The sequence below is a fragment of the Bacillus solimangrovi genome (assembly GCF_001742425.1).
In the GTDB taxonomy this organism is placed as follows: Bacteria; Bacillota; Bacilli; order Bacillales; family Bacillaceae_N; genus Bacillus_AV; species Bacillus_AV solimangrovi.
This window is the reverse complement of the sequence record NZ_MJEH01000039.1, coordinates 1-20,955: the sequence shown is the minus strand read 5'-3', so window position 1 is coordinate 20,955 and position 20,955 is coordinate 1. Positions and strand designations below refer to the sequence as shown.

The following is a 20,955-nucleotide window of genomic DNA, read 5'->3' as shown; positions in this document are numbered from 1 at the left end:
TCAAACTCTCCGATAAAAGATTGTTTGAAACTTGCTCGCACAATGTGTTCATTTCGTTCAGTTTTCAAAGAACATTTTCCGCTGTTTTGTCAGCGACCTTTATAATATATCACCTCATCAACCGGAAGTCAATAACTTTTTTTGAAATAATCACAATGAATTTCAGTTGTTATTTTACCAGCGTCTGAAACGACATGTATTAATATATCATGTTTATATATATAGTACAATAGTTTTTTATTCTTTTTTTAAAAAACTATTGTACTCCCAGTAATAATCTTCCTACTTACATCTAATAATGATTAAAATAAATTATTGTATGTAAAAAAAGAGTATCTTCCAATTGGAAGATACTCTTTTTTTATTCTTCTATATTTTCAACTTCTTCTATTATTTCATCTTCCGCTTCACTTACTTTTGCAACCGTTGCTACTACTTCATCTTCACCTAGACGAATGAGCCTTACACCTTGTGTATTACGACCCATTGAAGAAATATCAGCAGCCTTCATTCTAATCAAAACGCCACTTTCGGTAATAATCATTATTTCTTCTTCTTCAGTGACAGCTTTAACTGTTGCCACTTCTCCGTTTTTATCGGTTATGTTACATGTAATTAAACCTTTACCACCACGAGTTTGAATGCGGTAATCGTTAACTGGTGTTCGCTTACCATAACCTTTCTTAGTAACTACAAGAACTTGAACATCTTCCGCTAAGATCTCCATACCGACAACATAATCTTGGTCTGAGAGGCTTATACCTTTTACACCGGTTGCCGTTCTACCCATAGAACGTGCATCAGATTCATGGAAACGGATCATCATTCCGTTATGGGTACCAATTATTACTTCTTTATCTCCGTCTGTCAAACGAGCTGAAATTAACTCATCGTCCTCACGAAGGTTAATTGCTATTAGTCCACCTTTTCGAATATTAGCATAAGAGGAGAGTGGTGAACGTTTCACTATCCCTTGTTTTGTAGCAAAGAATAAATACCAATCATCAACAAATTCGGTTACTGGAATTAACGCATTAACCCACTCATCTTTCTCAATTTCAAGTAAATTAATCATCGGAATCCCTTTTGCTGTACGACTATATTCAGGTATTTCATAGCCTTTTAGTCTATACACTTTACCTTTGTTCGTAAAGAACAGTAAAGTATCATGAGTTGATGTTGTTAATAGATGTTCTACGAAATCATCATCATTAGTTCCCATACTTTGAACACCTCTGCCACCACGCTTTTGGCTGCGGTATGTCGAAAGTGGTAACCTTTTTATATAACCGTTATGTGTTAATGTGATGACGATATTTTGACGAGGAATTAAATCTTCATCTTCTATAACATCAAAACCACCTGCTACAAGTTCTGTACGTCGCTCATCATCATATTTATCTTTGATTTCACTTAGTTCTTCATGGATGATCTCAAATACTTTTTGATCATCAGCTAAAATAGCCTTCAATTCATCAATCAATTGCATTAAGTTCTTATATTCTTCTTCAATTTTCTCTCGCTCAAGTCCAGTTAAACGTTGCAAACGCATATCTAAAATTGCTTGAGCTTGTTTCTCGCTAAGGTTAAAATTCTCCATTAACCCATTTCGTGCAATCTCAGTTGTTTGTGAACTACGAATTAACGAAATAACTTCATCTAAATGATCAAGTGCAATACGCAATCCTTCTAAAATATGTGCACGAGCTTCAGCTTTTTTTAAGTCAAAAGCAGTTCGTCTTCGAATGACGACGCGCTGATGTTCGATATAATGTTCTAAACATTGTTTTAAGTTTAGAACCTTAGGTGTACCATCAACTAAAGCTAGCAAGTTTATACCAAAACTCGTTTGCAAAGCAGTCTGTTTATACAAATTATTCAATAACACATTTGCATTTGCATCCTTACGTACTTCAATAACGATACGCATTCCTTTTCGATCTGATTCATCACGAAGGTCTGTAATACCATCGATCTTTTTATCACGTGCTAACTCAGCAATTTTTTCAACTAAACGGGCTTTGTTGACTTGATAAGGTAGCTCAGTGACAACGATCGTCTCTTTACCATTAGCTCTTTCTTCAATTTCCACTTTTGCCCTAATAGTAATCGAGCCTCGTCCAGTCTCATACGCTTTTCGAATACCACTTCTGCCAAGAATTTGACCAGCTGTCGGAAAATCAGGGCCCGGTATATACTCCATAAGCTCTTGTATCGTTAGATCTGGCTCTTTCATTAAAGCTAATACACCGTTAATTACTTCACCAAGTTGATGTGGTGGAATGTTTGTTGCCATCCCAACGGCGATACCTGATGCTCCATTTACGAGTAAATTAGGAAAACGCGCAGGCATAACAACTGGTTCTTTTTCATGACCATCATAATTATCTTGATAATCAATTGTATCCTTTTGAATATCTCGAACAATTTCCATAGATATTTTAGACATACGAGCCTCAGTATAACGCATCGCAGCTGCTGCATCTCCGTCTATTGATCCGAAGTTACCGTGTCCATCAACAAGCATATATCGATAATTAAAATCTTGAGCCATTCTTACCATCGTATCGTATACTGCTGTATCACCATGAGGGTGATACTTACCAATTACATCACCAACGATACGAGCAGACTTTTTATATGCCTTTTCTGCAGTCATTCCTAAGTCATTCATCGCATAAATAATACGACGATGAACTGGTTTTAATCCATCACGTACATCTGGTAATGCACGGGAAACAATAACACTCATCGCATAATCCATGAATGATGTACGCATTTCTTGACTAATATTTACTTCTTTCACCTGTGGTCGTTGCTCTTCAGGCATGAGGGTACCCCCTTATTTAGAAAAACATACTCCAACACCATATAAGGTGTTATGTGATATTCATCCTCTATTATTTAGGGAGAGTATCATAAACAACTCCCCCTCGATTATGTTATACAAAAAATCACTGTTCTCTATTGCTACTTAAATATCTAAGTTCTTGACGTATTCAGCATTTTCTTGGATGAAGTTTCTTCGTGGCTCTACTTTATCACCCATTAAAATCTCAAAAATTTCGTCCGCTTCCATAGCATCTTGCAGTGTCACTTGTAATAACGTACGTGTCTCTGGATTCATTGTCGTTTCCCAAAGTTGTTCAGGGTTCATTTCACCTAAACCTTTGTAACGTTGTAATACGGGTTTTGGTGACTGTGGTAATTCATTAAAACGCTCATCTTTTTCTCTTTCATTGTACGCATAGTAAACATTTTTACCTTGTTGAATTTTATAAAGTGGTGGTTGTGCAATATACACATAACCTTTTTCCACTAAAGGACGCATATATCTATATAGGAATGTAAGTAATAGCGTACGAATGTGCGCACCATCTACATCAGCATCAGTCATGATGACAATCTTGTGGTACCTAGCTTTTTCAATATCGAAATCCTCACCAATACCTGTACCAAGAGCGGTGATAATCATACGAATTTCGTTATTGGAAAGTATTTTATCCAATCGTGCTTTCTCAACGTTAATAATTTTACCTCTTAACGGTAATATCGCTTGAAAATGACGATCACGTCCTTGTTTAGCTGAACCACCTGCTGAGTCACCCTCTACGACATACAATTCACTAATTGTCGCATCTTTAGATGAACAATCCGCTAACTTACCAGGTAAATTAGACACTTCTAAAGCACCTTTTCGTCTCGTAAGTTCACGTGCCTTTTTCGCAGCAAGGCGTGCTCTCGATGCAGTTAGACCTTTTTCGATGATCTTTTTGGCATTCGTAGGATTTTCTAACAAAAACGTATCAAATGCCTCGGTGAAAATCGCATCTGTTACAGTTCGAACTTCACTATTACCTAACTTTGTTTTTGTTTGACCTTCAAATTGTGGGTCTGGATGCTTAATAGAGATGATAGCTGTTAAACCTTCACGAACATCATCGCCAGTTAAATTAGGGTCATTCTCTTTAAATAAATTATTTTTGCGTGCATAATCATTTACAACTCGTGTTAACGCTGATTTAAAACCAGCCTCATGAGTTCCACCTTCATAAGTATGAATATTATTAGCAAAAGAATATATATTACTAGTAAAGCTATCATTGTATTGAATAGCTACTTCAACAGTGATCCCATCACGTTCATTTGTAATAAAAATGGGTTCATCATGTAAGACTTGTCTAGAACGATTTAAATGTTCAACATAAGACTTAATTCCGCCTTCATAATAATATTCCTTAGTTTTTCCATCGACACGCTTATCAGTAATTTCGATCGCTAAACCTCTGTTTAAAAATGCTAATTCTCTCGTTCGACTTGCTAATGTATCAAAATCATATTCAGTCGTTTCTTGGAAGATATCAGAATCAGGTTTAAAATGAACGATGGTTCCTGTTTTATCAGTTGTGCCAATTACCTTTAGATCTTCACTTGGTACACCACGGTGAAATTTTTGATAATAAATATTTCCTTCACGATGGACAGTTACTTCAAGTTCTGAAGAAAGGGCATTTACCACTGAAGCACCTACACCATGTAGACCTCCTGATACTTTATAACCGCCACCACCAAACTTACCTCCTGCATGGAGGACCGTCATAATAACTTCTACAGCAGGTCTTCCCATCTTTTCATGAATCCCAACTGGAATTCCTCGGCCATTATCTTCTACAGTAATACTATTATCTTCTTCAATTACGACTTGAATTTTAGAACAGTAGCCAGCAAGCGCCTCATCAATACTATTATCTACGATCTCCCATACTAAGTGATGAAGACCTTTACCGCTCGTTGAACCAATATACATGCCCGGGCGTTTTCTAACTGCTTCTAAGCCCTCTAAAACTTGAATTTGGTTCTCATCATAGGATTGTTGTTCAGGTTTATTAGATTCCATTGTCACTTCTATCACCTACACTCTCTCGAACAGTTATACTATTCATATTTCTCTACAAACTACTCATTGAAAAGATCTAACTCAGTTATCATTTGTGATCGACGTTTCAATGTAACAGATGAAAGCGGAGAGAAATACACTTGCTTCTTCGTAACAATAATCGACTTGATGTTATTTGTTGATACTTGTTTAATACGCCCAACTTGTTCTTGTCCTTGAATAAACTCAGCCATAATTGAAGAGCTTTCAAGTAATTGGCCATCTATTATTGCGACTACATCTTTTGAACGAATAACAATTTCTTCCCCTAGATGAATGAACATCTGCTCACCTCATTTCAATTTCGAGATTTGCCCATTTACTACTTCAAAGGTGTCTGCTTCCTTAAGTGTTTGGTGGTCAATACCATCTACACTTGTCGTAGAAACAAACGTTTGAACTTTCCCTTGAATTGTATTTAAAAGATGAGATTGACGAAAATCATCAAGTTCAGATAGTACATCATCTAACAACAAGATAGGATATTCTCCAGATTCTTGTTTTATTAATTCAATTTCAGCTAATTTCAACGATAGTGCTGTTGTTCGCTGTTGACCTTGTGAACCATATACTTGTACATCTCGTCCATTAACAAAAAACGCCATATCATCACGATGTGGACCTGCTAGTGTTACACCACGTTCAATTTCCTTATCTTTTATTTTATCAAATTTTTCTTCATATACTTCTATCATTTTCGACAAATCCATCTCTTGTGATACATCGACAGAAGGCTTATATTTAATTTCTAGCTTTTCAAGCCCTCTACTAATGCCATGATGAATAGGTTCAGCCCATTTTTGAAGCAATTTCAAAAATTGAAAACGACGCTTTGAAATCTCAGCACATTGTTGTACAAACTGTTCTGTCATAACAGAAAGTATCTCTTTGTCAAATCGTTCACGTCTTTGAAGTTGTTTTAATAGATGATTACGTTGATGAAGAATTTTTTGATAAAGACTTAAATGATGCATATACACTGGCATTACTTGTCCTATTTCCATATCTATAAATCTTCTGCGTGTTTGGGGGCTTCCCTTAACGAGATTAAGATCCTCTGGTGCAAACATAACAATATTAATCGTGCCGATGTAACTGCTCAATTTTTTTTGCTCTAGTGAGTTTACTTTTGCTTTTTTACCTTTATTTGAAATAACTAATTGCAAAGAAACGCTACTATTTCTTTTCTCTGCTCTACCATCTATTTTAGCATATTCTTTATCCCAAAATATTAATTCCTTATCCTTTGAAGTACGGTGGGATTTCGCAATTGCTAATACATAGATAGCTTCCATCAAATTGGTTTTGCCTTGAGCATTCTCACCAAGTATGACGTTTACTTTATTGGAGAATTCGACATGACAACTTTCATAATTACGATAGTTCTTTAGTGTAAGCTCTTTGATATACAAAGGAGTTGCACTCCCTCTCTATGAAACAACACGAAAATTCCCGACATCCGGAATTTCTATTTCATCGCCAGGATATACTTTCCGTCCTCTTCGTTGATCTTGCTCTTGGTTAATATACACTTCATATTCACTCAAGAAAATTTTGGCCATACCACCAGTATCAATTACACCCGCTAATTTTAAGAATTGTCCAAGTGTAATATATTCTGTATCAATTGTAATTTCTTCCATCATTATTCACCGACTTTCAATATTCATTTTTCCGATCATTTGATTTTGTCCATTCCTTTATTCTACCTAAAAATAACCCTTAAGAAAAGAAAAGCTGTCAAACATATTAAAAACAAGTGTTTGACAGCCATTTATTTATTGATCTCTTTATCCTCAATACGTCCTTACAGGTAAAATTAGTTGAAGAATTGTATCGTCTTCAGGTATGCGAATTAAAAAAGGACGCATTGCTCCTGTAAAACTTATTTTAATTTCACTACCTTCAATTGCTTTTAGTGCATCCATCATATATTTTGCACTGAAGGAGATTTTCAATTCATCTCCTTGAATTGAATTCGTGTATACATGCTCCGTTACTTTACCAATTTCAGGTGTATTTGATGTGATTTCAAGACGTCCGTCTGAAAGTGTTGTTAACTTAACGACGTTATTTTTACCTTCTCTTGCTAATAGAGAAGCTCGATCAATAGATTGTAAAAATTCTTTCACATTTACAATTACCTCTGTTTTACTTTCTTCTGGAATCAATCGAGACGTATCTGGATAATTTCCATCAAGTAATCGAGAGAAAAACAATAAGTATTTCGTTTTAAATAATATTTGATTTTCAGTAATAACAATATCAATCGGTTCATGATTATCATCAATAATCTTGCTTAATTCATTTAAACTTTTCCCCGGGATTACCACATTTTTCAATTCATCTGGTAATAAGTCTTTCATTTCTAGTGGTGTACTTCTCAATGCTAAGCGATGGCTATCTGTTGCAACACAGATAAGTTGATCATTTTCAATACGCCAGTTTACACCTGTTAAGATTGGACGTGTTTCTTGAGTAGACACAGCAAAAACAGTTTGTCGAATCATATGTTTTAATAAATCGGTCGGGACTTTAATTGCATGCTTCTCATTTATTTCAGGTAAGCGCGGGTATTCTTCTGGATCTAATCCATTTAAGTGAAATTGAGCATGGCCTGAATTAATTCGAGTATTATATTGTTCACCTACTTCAATTTCAACCGTGTCTTCAGGTAGTTTCTTAATGATTTCACTAAAGAATTTTGCTTGAAGAACAATGCTACCGCAATTATATATAGTCGCATATTCATTTTCTTCATCTTCTTTAGGAATAAATGTTTCTATTGAAATATCTGAATTACTTCCCGTTAATGTTACGCCATCTTCAGTTACATTAATTTTAATACCCGTTAGAATTGGGATCGTTGTTTTAGATGAAACAGCTTTCATAACATCTTGAACAGCTTGAACTAATTGCTCACGTTGAATGACAAATTTCATAATTAACTCCTCCTACTCGACAGCATTTCCAATTGTATTATATTAAATTATATTTTATAAAAAAATAGTAATAGTAGTAATAGGGACTGTTAACATGTGGATAACAGCATTTTGTGTAAGAAAATAAAGTCTACCCACATGTGGATAGACTGTTTACAAGTCACTCTAACTTATTCAGGTTATACACAGCATAAATTGTCGATTAATAGATAACAGGATTATAAGTTTAGTGTGTATTACGTGAATTTATACTTTTAATTGCTTCTTTATTTCTTCAAGCTGTTGTTCAAATTGTTTATCTGTATTGAGTAATTTAGAAATTTTCTCATGTGCATGAATAACAGTAGTGTGGTCACGTCCGCCAAATTCTTCACCGATTTTTGGTAAAGAGAAGTCTGTAAGCTCCCTTGATAAATACATAGCGATTTGTCTAGGGAAAGCAACTGATTTAGTTCGTTTTTTTGCTTTGAAATCCTCAAGTTTAACTGAATAATATTCTCCAATGGTTTGTTGGATATCTTGAATTGTTACGACTTTAGGTTTTGAATTTGGAATAATATCTTTTAGTGCTTCAGCTGCTAAATCAGGATTGATGTCTTTATTAATTAAGGAAGAATAGGCAACTACCCGAATTAAAGCCCCTTCTAGCTCTCGAATATTTGTATCAATTTGATTAGCAATATAAATCATAACTTCGTTTGAAATGTTAAGACCTTCAGCTTTTGCTTTCTTACGTAAAATGGCAATTCTTGTTTCCAAATCAGGTGGTGTAATATCAGTGATTAGGCCCCATTCAAATCGAGAACGTAAACGGTCCTCTAACGTCGGTATTTCTTTAGGAGGTCTATCACTTGAGATAACAATTTGTTTACTTTCTTCATGCAATGCATTAAATGTATGAAAAAATTCTTCTTGCGTTTGTTCTTTACCGGCCAAGAACTGAATATCATCTATTAACAGGACATCGACATTTCGATATTTATTTCGAAAATTTACAGCTTTATTGTCACGAATTGAGTTGATGAATTCATTTGTGAATTTTTCAGAGGATAGGTAGACTACTTTTGCATTTGGGTTATGTTCTAATACATAGTGTCCAATTGCATGCATTAAGTGAGTTTTCCCTAGCCCAACCCCTCCATAAATAAATAACGGGTTGTAGGCTTTTGCAGGTGCTTCTGCAACAGCGAGTGATGCAGCATGTGCAAACCGATTTCCAGACCCAATAACGAAAGTATCAAATGTGTATTTTTCATTGAGCATATTATGTGAGTTCTCTTCAGTTGTTCTTTTTTTCGGCTTCTTTTTCTTTTTCATGCTTAATTCAATTGGTTCTTCTTCCGTGTTTTGAGGAATAATGAATTTTGTTTCAAGTTCTGCCCCAGTCACTTCATGAACAGTTTCCGAAATTAAATCAGCATATCGAGATTCCAGCCAATCTCTAGCAAACTCATTTGGTGCAGTGATGACGAGAATGTCATCTTGAAGAGAATCAGCTTTAGTCGCTTTTAGCCAGGTTTCAAAGCTAGGTTTACTAATTTTCTTTTCAATTTCCTTCAGAGTTCTTTCCCATAACTCTGCTATATTTTCCATCTAGGGATCCCTCCTTTGACAAGATGGAATGTAACATCTAATTGGTTAAATTTATTTATAAAGTTTGCAATAAAAGGAAGAAAGAAATAAGGAGGGGATATATGTACAACATTTGTACAACCCTTAATTCTCTATACATGTGGTAGAATAAAAATAAATACCCACAAGATTTGTGTGTAAAGATATATTATAGTAGAAAAGCGTGAAACTAACATAATAAACATCGGTGGATAACTCTACATAAACAGCAGTGTATAAGTTATTAACAAGTTATCTACAGATTGTGGATAAATATAATGTATTCACAGGGTTTTAAAGAGTGAAAACACAAATATCATATCAAATCTACCCTACTGATGCAACGGTTTATTGAATATTATCCACATTTACTAGTGATTGTGGAAAACCAATATCCACAGCACTATATTTTGTGTAAAGATATTGGGAAAGTGTGTGGATAATGATTTTAGTGGTTAAATAAGATATCCACATGCGTTATGAAATTAGAAATGTATAAAGATTTAATACGAATTTTAAAAAGTTGTTCAATGCTTTAGATATGTTTTAAAAATAGAATTATGTCTAGATTTCATACTTTAGGGGGAGCATATTAAAAGTAAATACGTACTGTTTCAATTAACATCGAAAAACTTAGAGGTAGAAGTTGTTTAATAAATGTGATTTAATAGTTAAACTTATGGGTGAGTTTGGTGATGGGTATAGGAAGTTAGTTATTAAGTACGGTTTATTCATGAAACTTATTAGCGAAAGTTATTATTTAGTAGTGAGCACCTTTTAAGTTCAATAAATTTTTGAACGTTCTTGAATTTTGTAAACTTCCTTTATATAGGACTTGCCAGAACGATACGATCTATAGTAAAGTGGATGTCGTATGCTTCTTTTAAATGCATTGACAATTGTTTTATTAATTATCTATAATTAATAAGACTTTCAGTATGAAGTAATCCTCAGGGAGGTGTAAATAAATGAAACGTACATTCCAACCAAATAATCGTAAACGTAAAAAGGTACACGGTTTTCGTAGTCGTATGAGCACTAAGAACGGTCGTAAAGTTCTTGCTCGTCGTCGTCGTAAAGGAAGAAAAGTATTGTCTGCATAGGCCACTGCGTCGTCAGTGGTCTTTTTTCTAGGTGCTCTTCTCTTTTACTTGGAGTGATGAAGAGATGAAAAAAGATTATCGTATTAAGAAGAATAAAGAATTTCAACAAGTGTTTAATCTGGGGAAGTCGACAGCAAATCGCCAATTTATTGTTTATGTCTTAGAAAGAAAAGACGTTGAACATTTTAGAATTGGATTGTCAGTAAGCAAGAAGGTTGGCAATGCTGTCGTACGGAACCAAATTAAGCGCTATGTTCGTCAGGTTTTTTTAGAATTAAAAGAAGATGTCAACCCTAATAACGATTATGTAATTATTGCTCGTAAACAAGCTGCGGATTTTGATTTTCATGAAACGAAGAAAAGCTTAATACACGTATTGAAAAGGGCTTCTGTCTTAAAAGGGAGAAAAAATTCTTCGAGATGAGCATATGTGAAAGATGTTACAATGTAATTGTTTACTATACATATATTTGATTATTATTCGTGAATAGTCGGCTGTTGATCTAGTAATGATGCGTGATAAGGAGGAAAAGGTGTTGAAAAAGAGAATCGCACTTGCAGCGGTTTTCGCAGGAGTACTTATGATTTTAACAGGTTGTACAGAATACAACGAGAGTATTACTCCTGAGAGCGAAGGGATTTGGAATCAATACTTCGTTTACCCGCTGTCCTGGTTGATTACGTATGTAGCGAATATGTTTAATGAGAGCTACGGGCTTTCAATTATCATTGTTACTATTCTAATTAGACTTGTTCTATTGCCATTAATGATTAAACAAACTCAAAGTTCAAAGGCAATGCAACAAATCCAACCAGAATTACAAGAGCTACGTAAAAAATATAGTTCTAAAGATAAAAAAACACAACAAAAGTTACAAGAAGAAACGATGAAACTATTTCAAAGTCATGGTGTCAATCCACTGGCTGGTTGTTTTCCACTCTTAATTCAAATGCCGATTTTGATTGCATTTTATCATGCAATTATGCGTACAAGTGAGATTAAATCGCATAGTTTTCTATGGTTTAGCTTAGGTGATCCAGATCCGTTTTATATCTTACCAATTGTTGCAGCGGTAACAACATTCCTACAACAAAAATTAATCATGGCAGGTACTGAAGGACAAAATCCACAAATGGCAATGATGCTTTGGATGATGCCAATTATGATTGGTTTCTTTGCTCTTACATTCCCATCTGCTCTAGCATTATATTGGGTAGTCGGTAATATCTTCATGATTATTCAAACGATTCTTATCAAAAGTCCAGTAAAAACAGTAAGTAAAGAAACAGGAGGGGCAAAGAAGTGAGACAAGTTACCGCGACAGGACAATCTGTTGAGGATGCACTCAGTTCAGCTCTAGAACAACTTGAAACAACGAAAGAATTTGTCGATATTCATGTGATCGATCAAGGGAAGAAAGGTTTTTTGGGTGTATTCGGTGCCAGACCTGCAATTGTGAAAGTAACCGTAACACTAGATCCCATCGATAAAGCCGTTACTTTTCTGAAAGAAGTTACTAGTAAAATGGGTTTAGATGTGAATGTTGAGGTTACACGAAATGGAAATGATATTGCATTTAATTTAGCTGGAGAAAAATTAGGCTTATTAATTGGAAAAAGGGGTCAAACTCTTAATTCACTTCAATATTTAGCCCATTTAGTAGCAAATCGATATTCTGATAAATATTTATCTGTATCTGTTGATGCAGAAAATTATCGAGAGCGCCGTAAAGAAACAATTGAAGTTCTGGCAACAAGATTAGCGGAGAAAGCAATTCATACAAAGAAGGATGTTACTCTAGAACCAATGCCTTCTTTCGAACGAAAAATTATTCATAATGCGCTTTATAACAATAAGCATGTTCATACAAAATCAATTGGTTATGAACCTAAGCGTCATATTATAATTTCGCCGAAAATAAATAACTAGTTGTTAGAAAACAGTTTCCGATATTGAAGAGGAAACTGTTTTTTTTATTGCAAATAATTGACAAAGGTATAGGTGAATGAAAAGTTATTCACTGTGGATAAGTCTTAACAACCCGACATTAGGCAAGAATATAATTACCCACAATTCTGATCCTTTCTTCAAACATCAGCTTGTGGTAATCTATTAATTTAGGGATAGTATTTATTTCTCATTAATCGTACACCATTAGGGAAATTGATTAATTATACATGAAACAATAGATCAAAGAGAGGTGAAAAAGGAGTGGAATTAGATACAATTGCAGCAATATCGACACCTATGGGAGAAGGAGCAATTGCAATTGTACGTATGAGTGGTGAAGAAGCGATCATGATTGCTGATCGCCTTTTTAAAGGTAATCAACTTCTGAGTGAAGTAGACACACACACAATTCATTACGGACATTTAATAGATCCTGAAACTGGAGATACTGCTGAAGAAGTTATGGTTAGTGTCATGAGAGGTCCGAGAACCTTTACAAGGGAAGATGTTATTGAGATAAATTGCCATGGTGGGCTAGTATCGGTCAATAGAGTCCTTCAGCTCGTTTTGAATGAAGGGGCAAGGTTAGCTGAACCTGGAGAATTTACGAAACGTGCTTTCTTAAATGGAAGGATTGACTTATCACAAGCTGAAGCTGTAATGGATTTAATTCGTGCAAAAACAGATCGAGCAATGAATGTTGCGTTAAGGCAAATAGAAGGCCGATTATCTAAGCTAATACAAAGCTTACGTCAAACATTATTAGAAACACTAGCACACGTAGAAGTTAATATTGATTATCCTGAATATGATGACGTTGAAGAAATGACTAATCATTTATTATTGGAAAAGTCAAAAGAAGTATATGAAGAACTTGTTAAGTTACTAGAAACATCAAAGCAAGGCAAGATTTTAAGAGAAGGTTTGTCGACTGTTATCATTGGTAGACCTAACGTTGGAAAATCATCTTTATTAAATGCGTTAGTTCATGAAAATAAAGCAATTGTAACAGATATACCTGGTACAACTCGGGATGTTATTGAAGAGTATGTAAATGTGAAAGGTGTTCCACTACGATTAGTTGATACTGCAGGTATTCGTGAAACTGAGGATATTGTTGAAAGAATTGGTGTAGAGCGTTCTAGACAACGTTTGAAGGAAGCGGATCTAATATTGCTTGTTTTAAATTATAATGAACAAGTAAGCGAAGAGGATGAACGTCTGTTCGAAGCAGTTCATGGCATGGATGCGATCATTCTTGTTAATAAGACAGATTTAGAGCAAAAAATTGATTTAGAGAAAGTTAAAGAATTAGCTCGTGAACATACTGTTATAACAACTTCTTTATTACAAGAAGAGGGCGTTAATGAGTTGGAAGATGCTATTGCATCAATGTTTTTCTCAGGGAATCTTGAAGCTGGTGATTTAACATATGTTTCGAATTCTCGTCATATTGCTCTGTTAACACAAGCAAAGAAGGCTATGGAAGATGCGTTAGTAGCGATTGAATCACATATGCCTGTTGATATGGTGCAGATTGATTTAACGAGAAGTTGGGAAATACTTGGAGAGATTATTGGAGAAAGCGTGCATGAGAGCTTAATTGATCAGTTATTTTCTCAATTTTGTCTTGGAAAATAACTTTTAAGGAGTGAACATAATTGGTTTATCAAGATAGCAACTATGATGTTATTGTTGTTGGAGCAGGGCATGCAGGTGTTGAAGCTGCACTCGCATCGGCAAGAATGGGTGTCAAAACCCTAATGATCACATTAAATCTTGACATGATTGCATTTATGCCGTGTAATCCATCGATTGGTGGTCCTGCAAAAGGGATTGTAGTGAGAGAAATTGATGCACTTGGTGGAGAAATGGGGCGTACGATAGATAAAACTCATATCCAAATGAGAATGTTGAATACAGGTAAAGGTCCTGCTGTACGTGCGTTACGCGCACAAGCAGACAAGTTTATGTATCAGCATGAGATGAAAAACAAGTTAGAAACGGAAGAGAATTTAACATTATTACAAGGTATGGTGGAACGGTTAATTGTAGAAGATGGTGAATGTAGAGGTGTGGTAACTGAAACGGGGGGAGAATACCGGGCAAAAACAGTTATTATCACAACAGGTACCTTCCTAAGAGGAAGGGTTATTTTAGGTGATCTATCTTATGAGAGTGGACCGAATAACCAAAGAGCGTCAGTAAACCTTTCGAAACATCTTGAAGAGCTTGGTTTAAATCTCGTTCGTTTTAAAACAGGTACACCACCTCGTGTAAAGGGAAAAACGATTGATTATAGTAAAACAGAAATACAACCTGGAGACGATATTCCTAGAGCTTTTTCTTATGAAACGACAAAGTTTATGATGGATCAAATTCCTTGTTGGTTGACATATACGAATGAGAAAACTCATCTTATTATCGATGATAACTTACATCGTTCACCAATGTATTCAGGTATGATTAAAGGCACAGGTCCTCGTTATTGTCCATCAATTGAAGATAAGATTGTCCGCTTTAACGATAAACCTCGTCATCAAATTTTCTTAGAGCCAGAAGGCAGGCATACCGACGAAGTATATGTTCAAGGTCTTTCAACAAGCCTACCTGAAGATGTACAAAGAAGAATGCTTGAAACAATTCCTGGTTTAGAAAAAGCTGAATTAATGCGTGCAGGTTATGCGATAGAATATGATGCTGTTGTTCCTACACAGCTATGGCCATCTCTAGAACTGAAGAAGATTAGTGGTTTATTTACCGCTGGACAAATTAATGGTACTTCCGGTTATGAAGAAGCGGCTGGACAAGGAATTATGGCTGGTATTAATGCAGCACGAAAAGTACAAGGTAAAGAACCGATCATATTAGATCGTTCACAAGCTTATATTGGTGTATTAATTGATGATTTAGTTACAAAGGGAACAAATGAGCCTTATCGACTTCTTACATCTCGTGCGGAACATCGTTTATTGCTTCGTCATGATAACGCGGACATGCGTTTGACTGAAATTGGTCATGACATCGGTCTTATTTCTACTGATCGATTTGAAGCATTTGAAGAAAAGAAACGCATTGTTGAACAAGAGAAAAAGCGGTTAGAAGGAATCATTATTAAACCTACAGCTGAAGTTCAATCTTTACTCGAAAATATAGGAAGTAGCCAATTGAAAGATGGTGTAAGGGCAAGTGATTTCTTGAAGAGACCAGAGGTAACTTACGATCATGTAAAACAGCTGGTTCCTGCTGATAATGAATTAGCACCGGTTATTGAAGAGCAGGTCGAAATTCAAATTAAATACGCCGGTTACATTGAAAAATCACTTCAACAAGTTGAACGTCTAAAAAAAATGGAAAATAAAAAGATACCTGAAGACATTGATTATGATGCCATTACAGGAATTGCAACTGAAGCAAAACAAAAATTGAAAGAAGTACGGCCGCTTTCTGTTGCACAAGCATCACGTATTTCAGGGGTAAATCCTGCTGACATTTCGATCTTGTTAGTGTATCTTGAACAAGGTAGAATTGCAAAAGTATCCAAGTAGCGATATAAAGGTAATAGTGTGCTCTCGCTTGTTTAAGCGAGAGTCTTTCTACATTATGATGAAAAAAGGAGTGATTTGATGGACATTGAACAATTTATACAATATTTATCAAAACAAGGAATTGAATTAAATGAAAAACAACTACAACAATTTAACCAGTACTTTGAGACGCTTGTTGAGTGGAATGAGAAGATGAATCTGACTGCAATTACAGATAAAAATGAAGTTTATTTGAAGCATTTTTATGATTCTATAACAGCTAGCTTTTATTATGATTTTACGAATTCTTTATCTATTTGTGATGTCGGTGCAGGGGCAGGATTCCCGAGTATTCCGTTAAAAATCTGTTTTCCACATTTGAATATTACAATTGTCGATTCTTTGAATAAGCGTATTTCTTTTTTAAATCATCTTACCAATGTGTTGGGATTAGAAGATGTTACATTATATCATGATCGAGCAGAGTCATTTGGTAAGAAGAAGGAAATTCGTGAAAGTTATGATGTTGCTATTTCAAGAGCAGTAGCTCGTACGTCTGTGTTAAGTGAATTGTGTTTACCATTGGTAAAAGAGAACGGTGTTTTTATTGCAATGAAAGGAGCAAATTTTGCTCAAGAATTACAAGATGCGAAAAAAGCGATTCATGTTTTAGGTGGATCGGTAGAGCAATTAGAAAAATTTCAACTTCCATTCGAAGAAAGTGAACGAAATATTTCAATTATTCGAAAAGAGAAAAAAACACCTAACAAGTATCCACGTAAACCTGGCACACCAGGGAAAAGTCCGATTTCTTAAGCAATGTTTCACGTGAAACATTTGAAGTATAGAGACTTGAAAGAGAAGGAAATATCGGGATAAATAGCGTATAATACATATGTTGATTAGAAAATAGCAAAACATTCATTGATCGTCGATTGTATTTCAAATTAGCCATGACTGAATGTGATATTTACTGTTCTTTTGGAATGTAGCTAATTTTAGCTTGTTTATAGTGTCTTTAAGATATTTCTCTGCTTCTAGTAGAATGAATACTTGCATTGTAAAACAAGTTTTATATAGATCGTAAAATGTTAGATAGAATATGGTATTAATTGAGCGTGAACAGAATTGGGATGAATTTTTACGGAACAGATAGTAGTTCAGGAAACATTTAAAGGTGGTGTAGGTCGTGAAACACCCGTTTACACGGTTATTTGGAATAGCAGAAAAAGAAGAAATCGTTGAAGTAAGTGAAGTAAGAACTAATGAAGTAAAAGAAATTCCGATAAATGATATAGTACCTAATCAGTTTCAACCTCGTACGATTTTTATAGATAAGAAGATTGAAGAACTATCACAAACAATTGATGCACATGGAATAATTCAACCAATCGTTGTACGTCAAAACCTAGAAGGTCAATATGAAATCATTGCTGGGGAAAGGCGTTTTCGAGCTGTCCAAAAATTAGGTTGGGACACTATTCCTGCTATTATTAAAGAAATGAATGATACAGAAACAGCTTCGGTTGCATTAATAGAAAATTTGCAACGGGAGGAACTATCAGCAGTTGAAGAAGCTGCTGCATATGCTAAACTTCTCGAATTACATGGTTTAACGCAAGAGGGATTAGCTAAGCAACTAGGAAAAGGTCAATCAACAATTGCAAATAAACTAAGACTGTTAAAATTACCTGAAGAGGTACAGCTTAGTATTATGGAAAAGAAAATAACTGAACGTCATGCACGAGCATTAATTCCACTTAAAGATGGCGAAAAACAAGTAAAACTTCTTAATGAAATCATTCAATTTCAATTAAACGTTAAACAAACCGAAGATCGTGTTGTTAAAATGCTAGAGGGAAAACAAAAGAAAAGGAAGCCAAAATTTAAAGCTGTTAGCAAAGATATGCGTATTGCAATGAACACGATTCGTCAATCGCTAGATATGGTTGCAGATAGTGGTATGAATGTTGATAGTGAAGAAGAGGAATTTGAAGAATACTATCAATTTACGATTCGAATTCCTAAAAAAAAATAAAATTGCGTTAACCCATCTGTGAAAATAATAGATGGGTTTTTTATTATATAAAGTATTAATTACATAAGCCCCATATTGGAATACAGGTATATGAAATTATTAAAAAAATTTAAAAAATCATGTGCGAGGTGTCTAGCTTCAAATTAGTGCGTTCTACTAACACATATAGATGATAGTAAAAAGAAATTTCGTAATTTTATTTCATGTTCAATGATTTTAATCAAGAAATGTTAAAAAGTTCATGATAGAATAATAGAATATAAAGTTTCGTGAAGTGAAAGTAGGTGGGGAAATGGCGAAGGTTATTGCAATTGCCAACCAAAAGGGCGGAGTGGGGAAAACAACTACGTCTGTAAACTTAAGTGCATGTCTCGCTCATTATGGTAAACGTGTACTGTTAGTAGATATTGATCCACAAGGGAATGCTACAAGTGGAACAGGTGTAGAGAAAGCAGATGTAGATGAATGCATCTATAATGTCTTAGTTGAAGATGTAGCAATAAAAGATGTTCTCAAATCAACAGTAATTGAATCGCTTGATGTCGTTCCCTCTACGATTCAACTCGCTGGAGCAGAAATTGAACTTGTCCCAACAATATCACGTGAGATTCGATTAAAAAGAGCTTTAGATGCTGTCCAAAAAAAATATGATTATATTATTATTGATTGTCCACCATCTTTAGGTCTACTAACGATTAATGCACTCACAGCGGCAGATTCAGTCATTATTCCTGTTCAGTGTGAATATTACGCACTAGAGGGTCTAAGTCAACTCCTTAATACTGTACGTTTAGTGCAAAAACATCTCAATACAGAACTGCAAATTGAAGGCGTTCTTTTAACAATGTTAGATGCCCGTACCAACTTAGGCATTCAAGTTATTGATGAAGTAAAAAAATATTTTCAAGATAAAGTATATCAATCTATTATTCCGAGAAATGTTCGTCTAGGTGAAGCACCTAGTCATGGAAAACCTATTATTATTTATGATAGTCGTTCACGTGGTGCTGAAGTTTACTTAGACTTTGCAAAGGAAGTGATAGCAGGTGGCTAAAGGTCTTGGAAAAGGAATTCAGGCTTTCTTCCCTTCTGATGCAAAGGAAGATGAAGTGATCAAAGAAATTAATATTAGTGAATGTCGTCCCAACCCATACCAACCTAGAAAAGTATTTGATGATGAATCATTAGAAGAGTTAGTAGAATCTGTAAGACAATATGGTGTTTTGCAACCAATTGTTGTACGAAAAAGTATTAAAGGCTATGAAATAGTAGTTGGTGAACGTCGTTTCCGTGCAGCAAAAGCAGCACAATTCGAAACAATACCTTCAATTGTCAGAAAATTAACAGAACAAGAGATGATGGAGATTGCTTTAATCGAGAATTTACAACGTGAAGACTTATCTCCTATTGAAGAAGGAATTGCATATCAACATTTGATGGAACAGCTCTCTTTAACACAGGAACAATTGGCAAAACGAATTGGAAAAAGTCGTCCACATATTGCAAATACTGTCCGGATCCTATCTTTACCAGATCCAATTAAACAGATGATAGAACATGGAGAGCTAACAATGGGGCACGGGCGTGCATTACTTAGTTTAAAGAATAAGCAAAAACTCATGGCTTTAGCAGAAAAAGTAAGGAAAGAGAACATTAATGTACGTGAATTAGAAAATATGATTCATCGTATAAATGAAAATGTTTCACGTGAAACATCGAAAAAGAAATTAACGACTGATGTTTTTATTAAAGAAAGAGAGTCGATTTTAAGAGAATATTTTGGAACATCGGTAAAGATAAAAGAGCATAAGAAAAAAGGTAAAATAGAGATTGAATTCTTCTCAAGAGAAGATTTAGAACGTATTCTAACCTTATTTAATAGTGAAGAATAAGAGAGTTAAAATATGATTATCTTTAGCCAACAAAGATGGAGCTTTAATTAAAGTTTTTAGCTTTAAATTTGTATGAAAAAATTCGTTGATGGTTAATTTACATATGATTGGTTGTAAAAATCAAAGGTTATAGGTGTATAGTATGATTTTATTAGGAACAATTGTAAACGGAATAGCGATAATAGCTGGTACGTTAATAGGAAAATTCCTTACGAAAATACCAGAACAGATTAAAACATCCGTTATGCAAGTTATTGCATTAGCTGTTATGTTGTTAGGTATTCAAATGGGTTTAAAAAGTGAACAATTTTTGTTCGTAATTTTTTCACTCGTTTTCGGAACGATTCTAGGAGAAATTTGGCATTTAGAAGATAAACTTAACGCATTAGGAAAATGGTTAGAGAATAAGTTAGGTGCTGAAGAAGAGGGCGGAATTGCGAAGGGTTTTGTTACAGCTACACTTATCTTCGTCATTGGTGCACTTGCTATTATTGGTGCGTTAGATAGTGGTTTACGTAATGATCACAGTGTCTTATATACAAAGTCACTCCTTGATGGATTTACGAGTTTAATATTAACGACAACACTTGGAATAGGAGTGCTCTTTTCAGCGATTCCGGTTATGCTGTATCAAGGTTCAATTGCTTTATTTGCAACACAAATTAACCGTTGGGTTCCTAGTGAATTAATGGATGTATTCATTCTAGAGATGACTGCTACTGGTGGAATTATGATTTTTGCAATTGGTTTGAATCTACTCAATGTAACGAATGTGAGAGTAGCTAATTTACTTCCAGGCATATTAGTTTGTGCAGTTCTCGTAACAGGGCAATATTACTGGAGTGACTTATTAGCATTGTTTTAAAAATGTATAAAGAAGCTTGAAAACACTAATTGTTGCTTTCAAGCTTCTTTTAATTCTGATTTTTTGTATGATGAACTCGTAAATCCATCA

The 20,955-nt window shown here is 34.7% G+C and carries 18 protein-coding genes; 11 read left to right on the top strand and 7 right to left on the bottom strand.

Annotation, left to right across the window (positions count from 1 at the left end; translation table 11 throughout):
• Positions 1-361 precede the first annotated feature (361 nt).
• The 7 genes from gyrA to dnaA all read right to left on the bottom strand — a co-directional run bounded on the left by gyrA (position 362) and on the right by dnaA (position 9,471).
• Entirely contained in the window at positions 362-2,830 is a 2,469-nt protein-coding gene (gyrA, locus tag BFG57_RS13360; protein ID WP_069717999.1) for a DNA gyrase subunit A, read from the bottom strand.
• Between the two features lie 144 nt (positions 2,831-2,974).
• On the bottom strand, positions 2,975-4,897 hold the full coding sequence (gene gyrB, locus BFG57_RS13355; protein ID WP_069717998.1) for a DNA topoisomerase (ATP-hydrolyzing) subunit B: 1,923 nt from the start codon (positions 4,895-4,897) through the stop codon (positions 2,975-2,977).
• 59 nt (positions 4,898-4,956) lie between these two features.
• The gene (gene remB / locus BFG57_RS13350; protein ID WP_069717997.1) at positions 4,957-5,220 is read right to left on the bottom strand and encodes an extracellular matrix regulator RemB; all 264 of its coding nucleotides are present in this window, start codon (positions 5,218-5,220) and stop codon (positions 4,957-4,959) included.
• Between the two features lie 9 nt (positions 5,221-5,229).
• Positions 5,230-6,348, bottom strand: a complete 1,119-nt coding sequence (gene recF / locus BFG57_RS13345) for a DNA replication/repair protein RecF (protein WP_069717996.1) — start codon at positions 6,346-6,348, stop codon at positions 5,230-5,232.
• An 18-nt stretch (positions 6,349-6,366) separates the two neighbouring features.
• Positions 6,367-6,582, bottom strand: a complete 216-nt coding sequence (gene yaaA / locus BFG57_RS13340; protein WP_083249265.1) for a S4 domain-containing protein YaaA — start codon at positions 6,580-6,582, stop codon at positions 6,367-6,369.
• A 150-nt stretch (positions 6,583-6,732) separates the two neighbouring features.
• Positions 6,733-7,878 (bottom strand): DNA polymerase III subunit beta, encoded by a 1,146-nt coding sequence (dnaN, locus tag BFG57_RS13335; protein ID WP_069717994.1) that lies wholly within the window; start codon positions 7,876-7,878, stop codon positions 6,733-6,735.
• 246 nt (positions 7,879-8,124) lie between these two features.
• A complete protein-coding gene (gene dnaA / locus BFG57_RS13330; protein WP_069717993.1) occupies positions 8,125-9,471 on the bottom strand; it encodes a chromosomal replication initiator protein DnaA in 1,347 nt (448 codons plus the stop codon).
• Between the two features lie 986 nt (positions 9,472-10,457).
• Here dnaA and rpmH point away from each other — a divergent pair.
• The 11 genes from rpmH to BFG57_RS13275 all read left to right on the top strand — a co-directional run bounded on the left by rpmH (position 10,458) and on the right by BFG57_RS13275 (position 20,865).
• Entirely contained in the window at positions 10,458-10,592 is a 135-nt protein-coding gene (gene rpmH / locus BFG57_RS13325) for a 50S ribosomal protein L34 (protein WP_069717992.1), read from the top strand.
• A gap of 64 nt (positions 10,593-10,656) precedes the next feature.
• Entirely contained in the window at positions 10,657-11,016 is a 360-nt protein-coding gene (gene rnpA, locus BFG57_RS13320; RefSeq protein ID WP_069717991.1) for a ribonuclease P protein component, read from the top strand.
• 112 nt (positions 11,017-11,128) lie between these two features.
• Positions 11,129-11,899 carry a YidC family membrane integrase SpoIIIJ gene (gene spoIIIJ / locus BFG57_RS13315; protein ID WP_069717990.1) on the top strand — a complete coding sequence of 257 codons (771 nt, stop codon included), beginning with the start codon at positions 11,129-11,131 and terminating at the stop codon, positions 11,897-11,899.
• On the top strand, positions 11,896-12,522 hold the full coding sequence (jag, locus tag BFG57_RS13310; RefSeq protein ID WP_069717989.1) for an RNA-binding cell elongation regulator Jag/EloR: 627 nt from the start codon (positions 11,896-11,898) through the stop codon (positions 12,520-12,522). Before spoIIIJ ends, jag begins: the two co-directional genes overlap by 4 nt.
• A gap of 282 nt (positions 12,523-12,804) precedes the next feature.
• On the top strand, positions 12,805-14,184 hold the full coding sequence (mnmE, locus tag BFG57_RS13305; RefSeq protein ID WP_069717988.1) for a tRNA uridine-5-carboxymethylaminomethyl(34) synthesis GTPase MnmE: 1,380 nt from the start codon (positions 12,805-12,807) through the stop codon (positions 14,182-14,184).
• A 20-nt stretch (positions 14,185-14,204) separates the two neighbouring features.
• Positions 14,205-16,091, top strand: coding sequence for a tRNA uridine-5-carboxymethylaminomethyl(34) synthesis enzyme MnmG (mnmG, locus tag BFG57_RS13300; protein ID WP_069717987.1), 1,887 nt, complete (start codon positions 14,205-14,207; stop codon positions 16,089-16,091).
• A 78-nt stretch (positions 16,092-16,169) separates the two neighbouring features.
• Positions 16,170-16,886, top strand: coding sequence for a 16S rRNA (guanine(527)-N(7))-methyltransferase RsmG (rsmG, locus tag BFG57_RS13295; protein ID WP_069717986.1), 717 nt, complete (start codon positions 16,170-16,172; stop codon positions 16,884-16,886).
• 373 nt (positions 16,887-17,259) lie between these two features.
• Complete coding sequence (gene noc / locus BFG57_RS13290; protein WP_069717985.1) at positions 17,260-18,108, top strand: nucleoid occlusion protein; 849 nt, start codon at positions 17,260-17,262, stop codon at positions 18,106-18,108.
• A 292-nt stretch (positions 18,109-18,400) separates the two neighbouring features.
• Entirely contained in the window at positions 18,401-19,162 is a 762-nt protein-coding gene (locus BFG57_RS13285; RefSeq protein ID WP_069717984.1) for a ParA family protein, read from the top strand.
• Entirely contained in the window at positions 19,155-20,000 is an 846-nt protein-coding gene (locus BFG57_RS13280; RefSeq protein WP_069717983.1) for a ParB/RepB/Spo0J family partition protein, read from the top strand. The genes BFG57_RS13285 and BFG57_RS13280 overlap by 8 nt, the downstream gene beginning before the upstream one ends.
• 142 nt (positions 20,001-20,142) lie before the next feature.
• Positions 20,143-20,865: a DUF554 domain-containing protein gene (locus BFG57_RS13275; RefSeq protein WP_069717982.1), complete on the top strand. Its 723-nt coding sequence runs from the start codon at positions 20,143-20,145 to the stop codon at positions 20,863-20,865.
• The last annotated feature ends 90 nt before the right edge of the window (positions 20,866-20,955 follow it).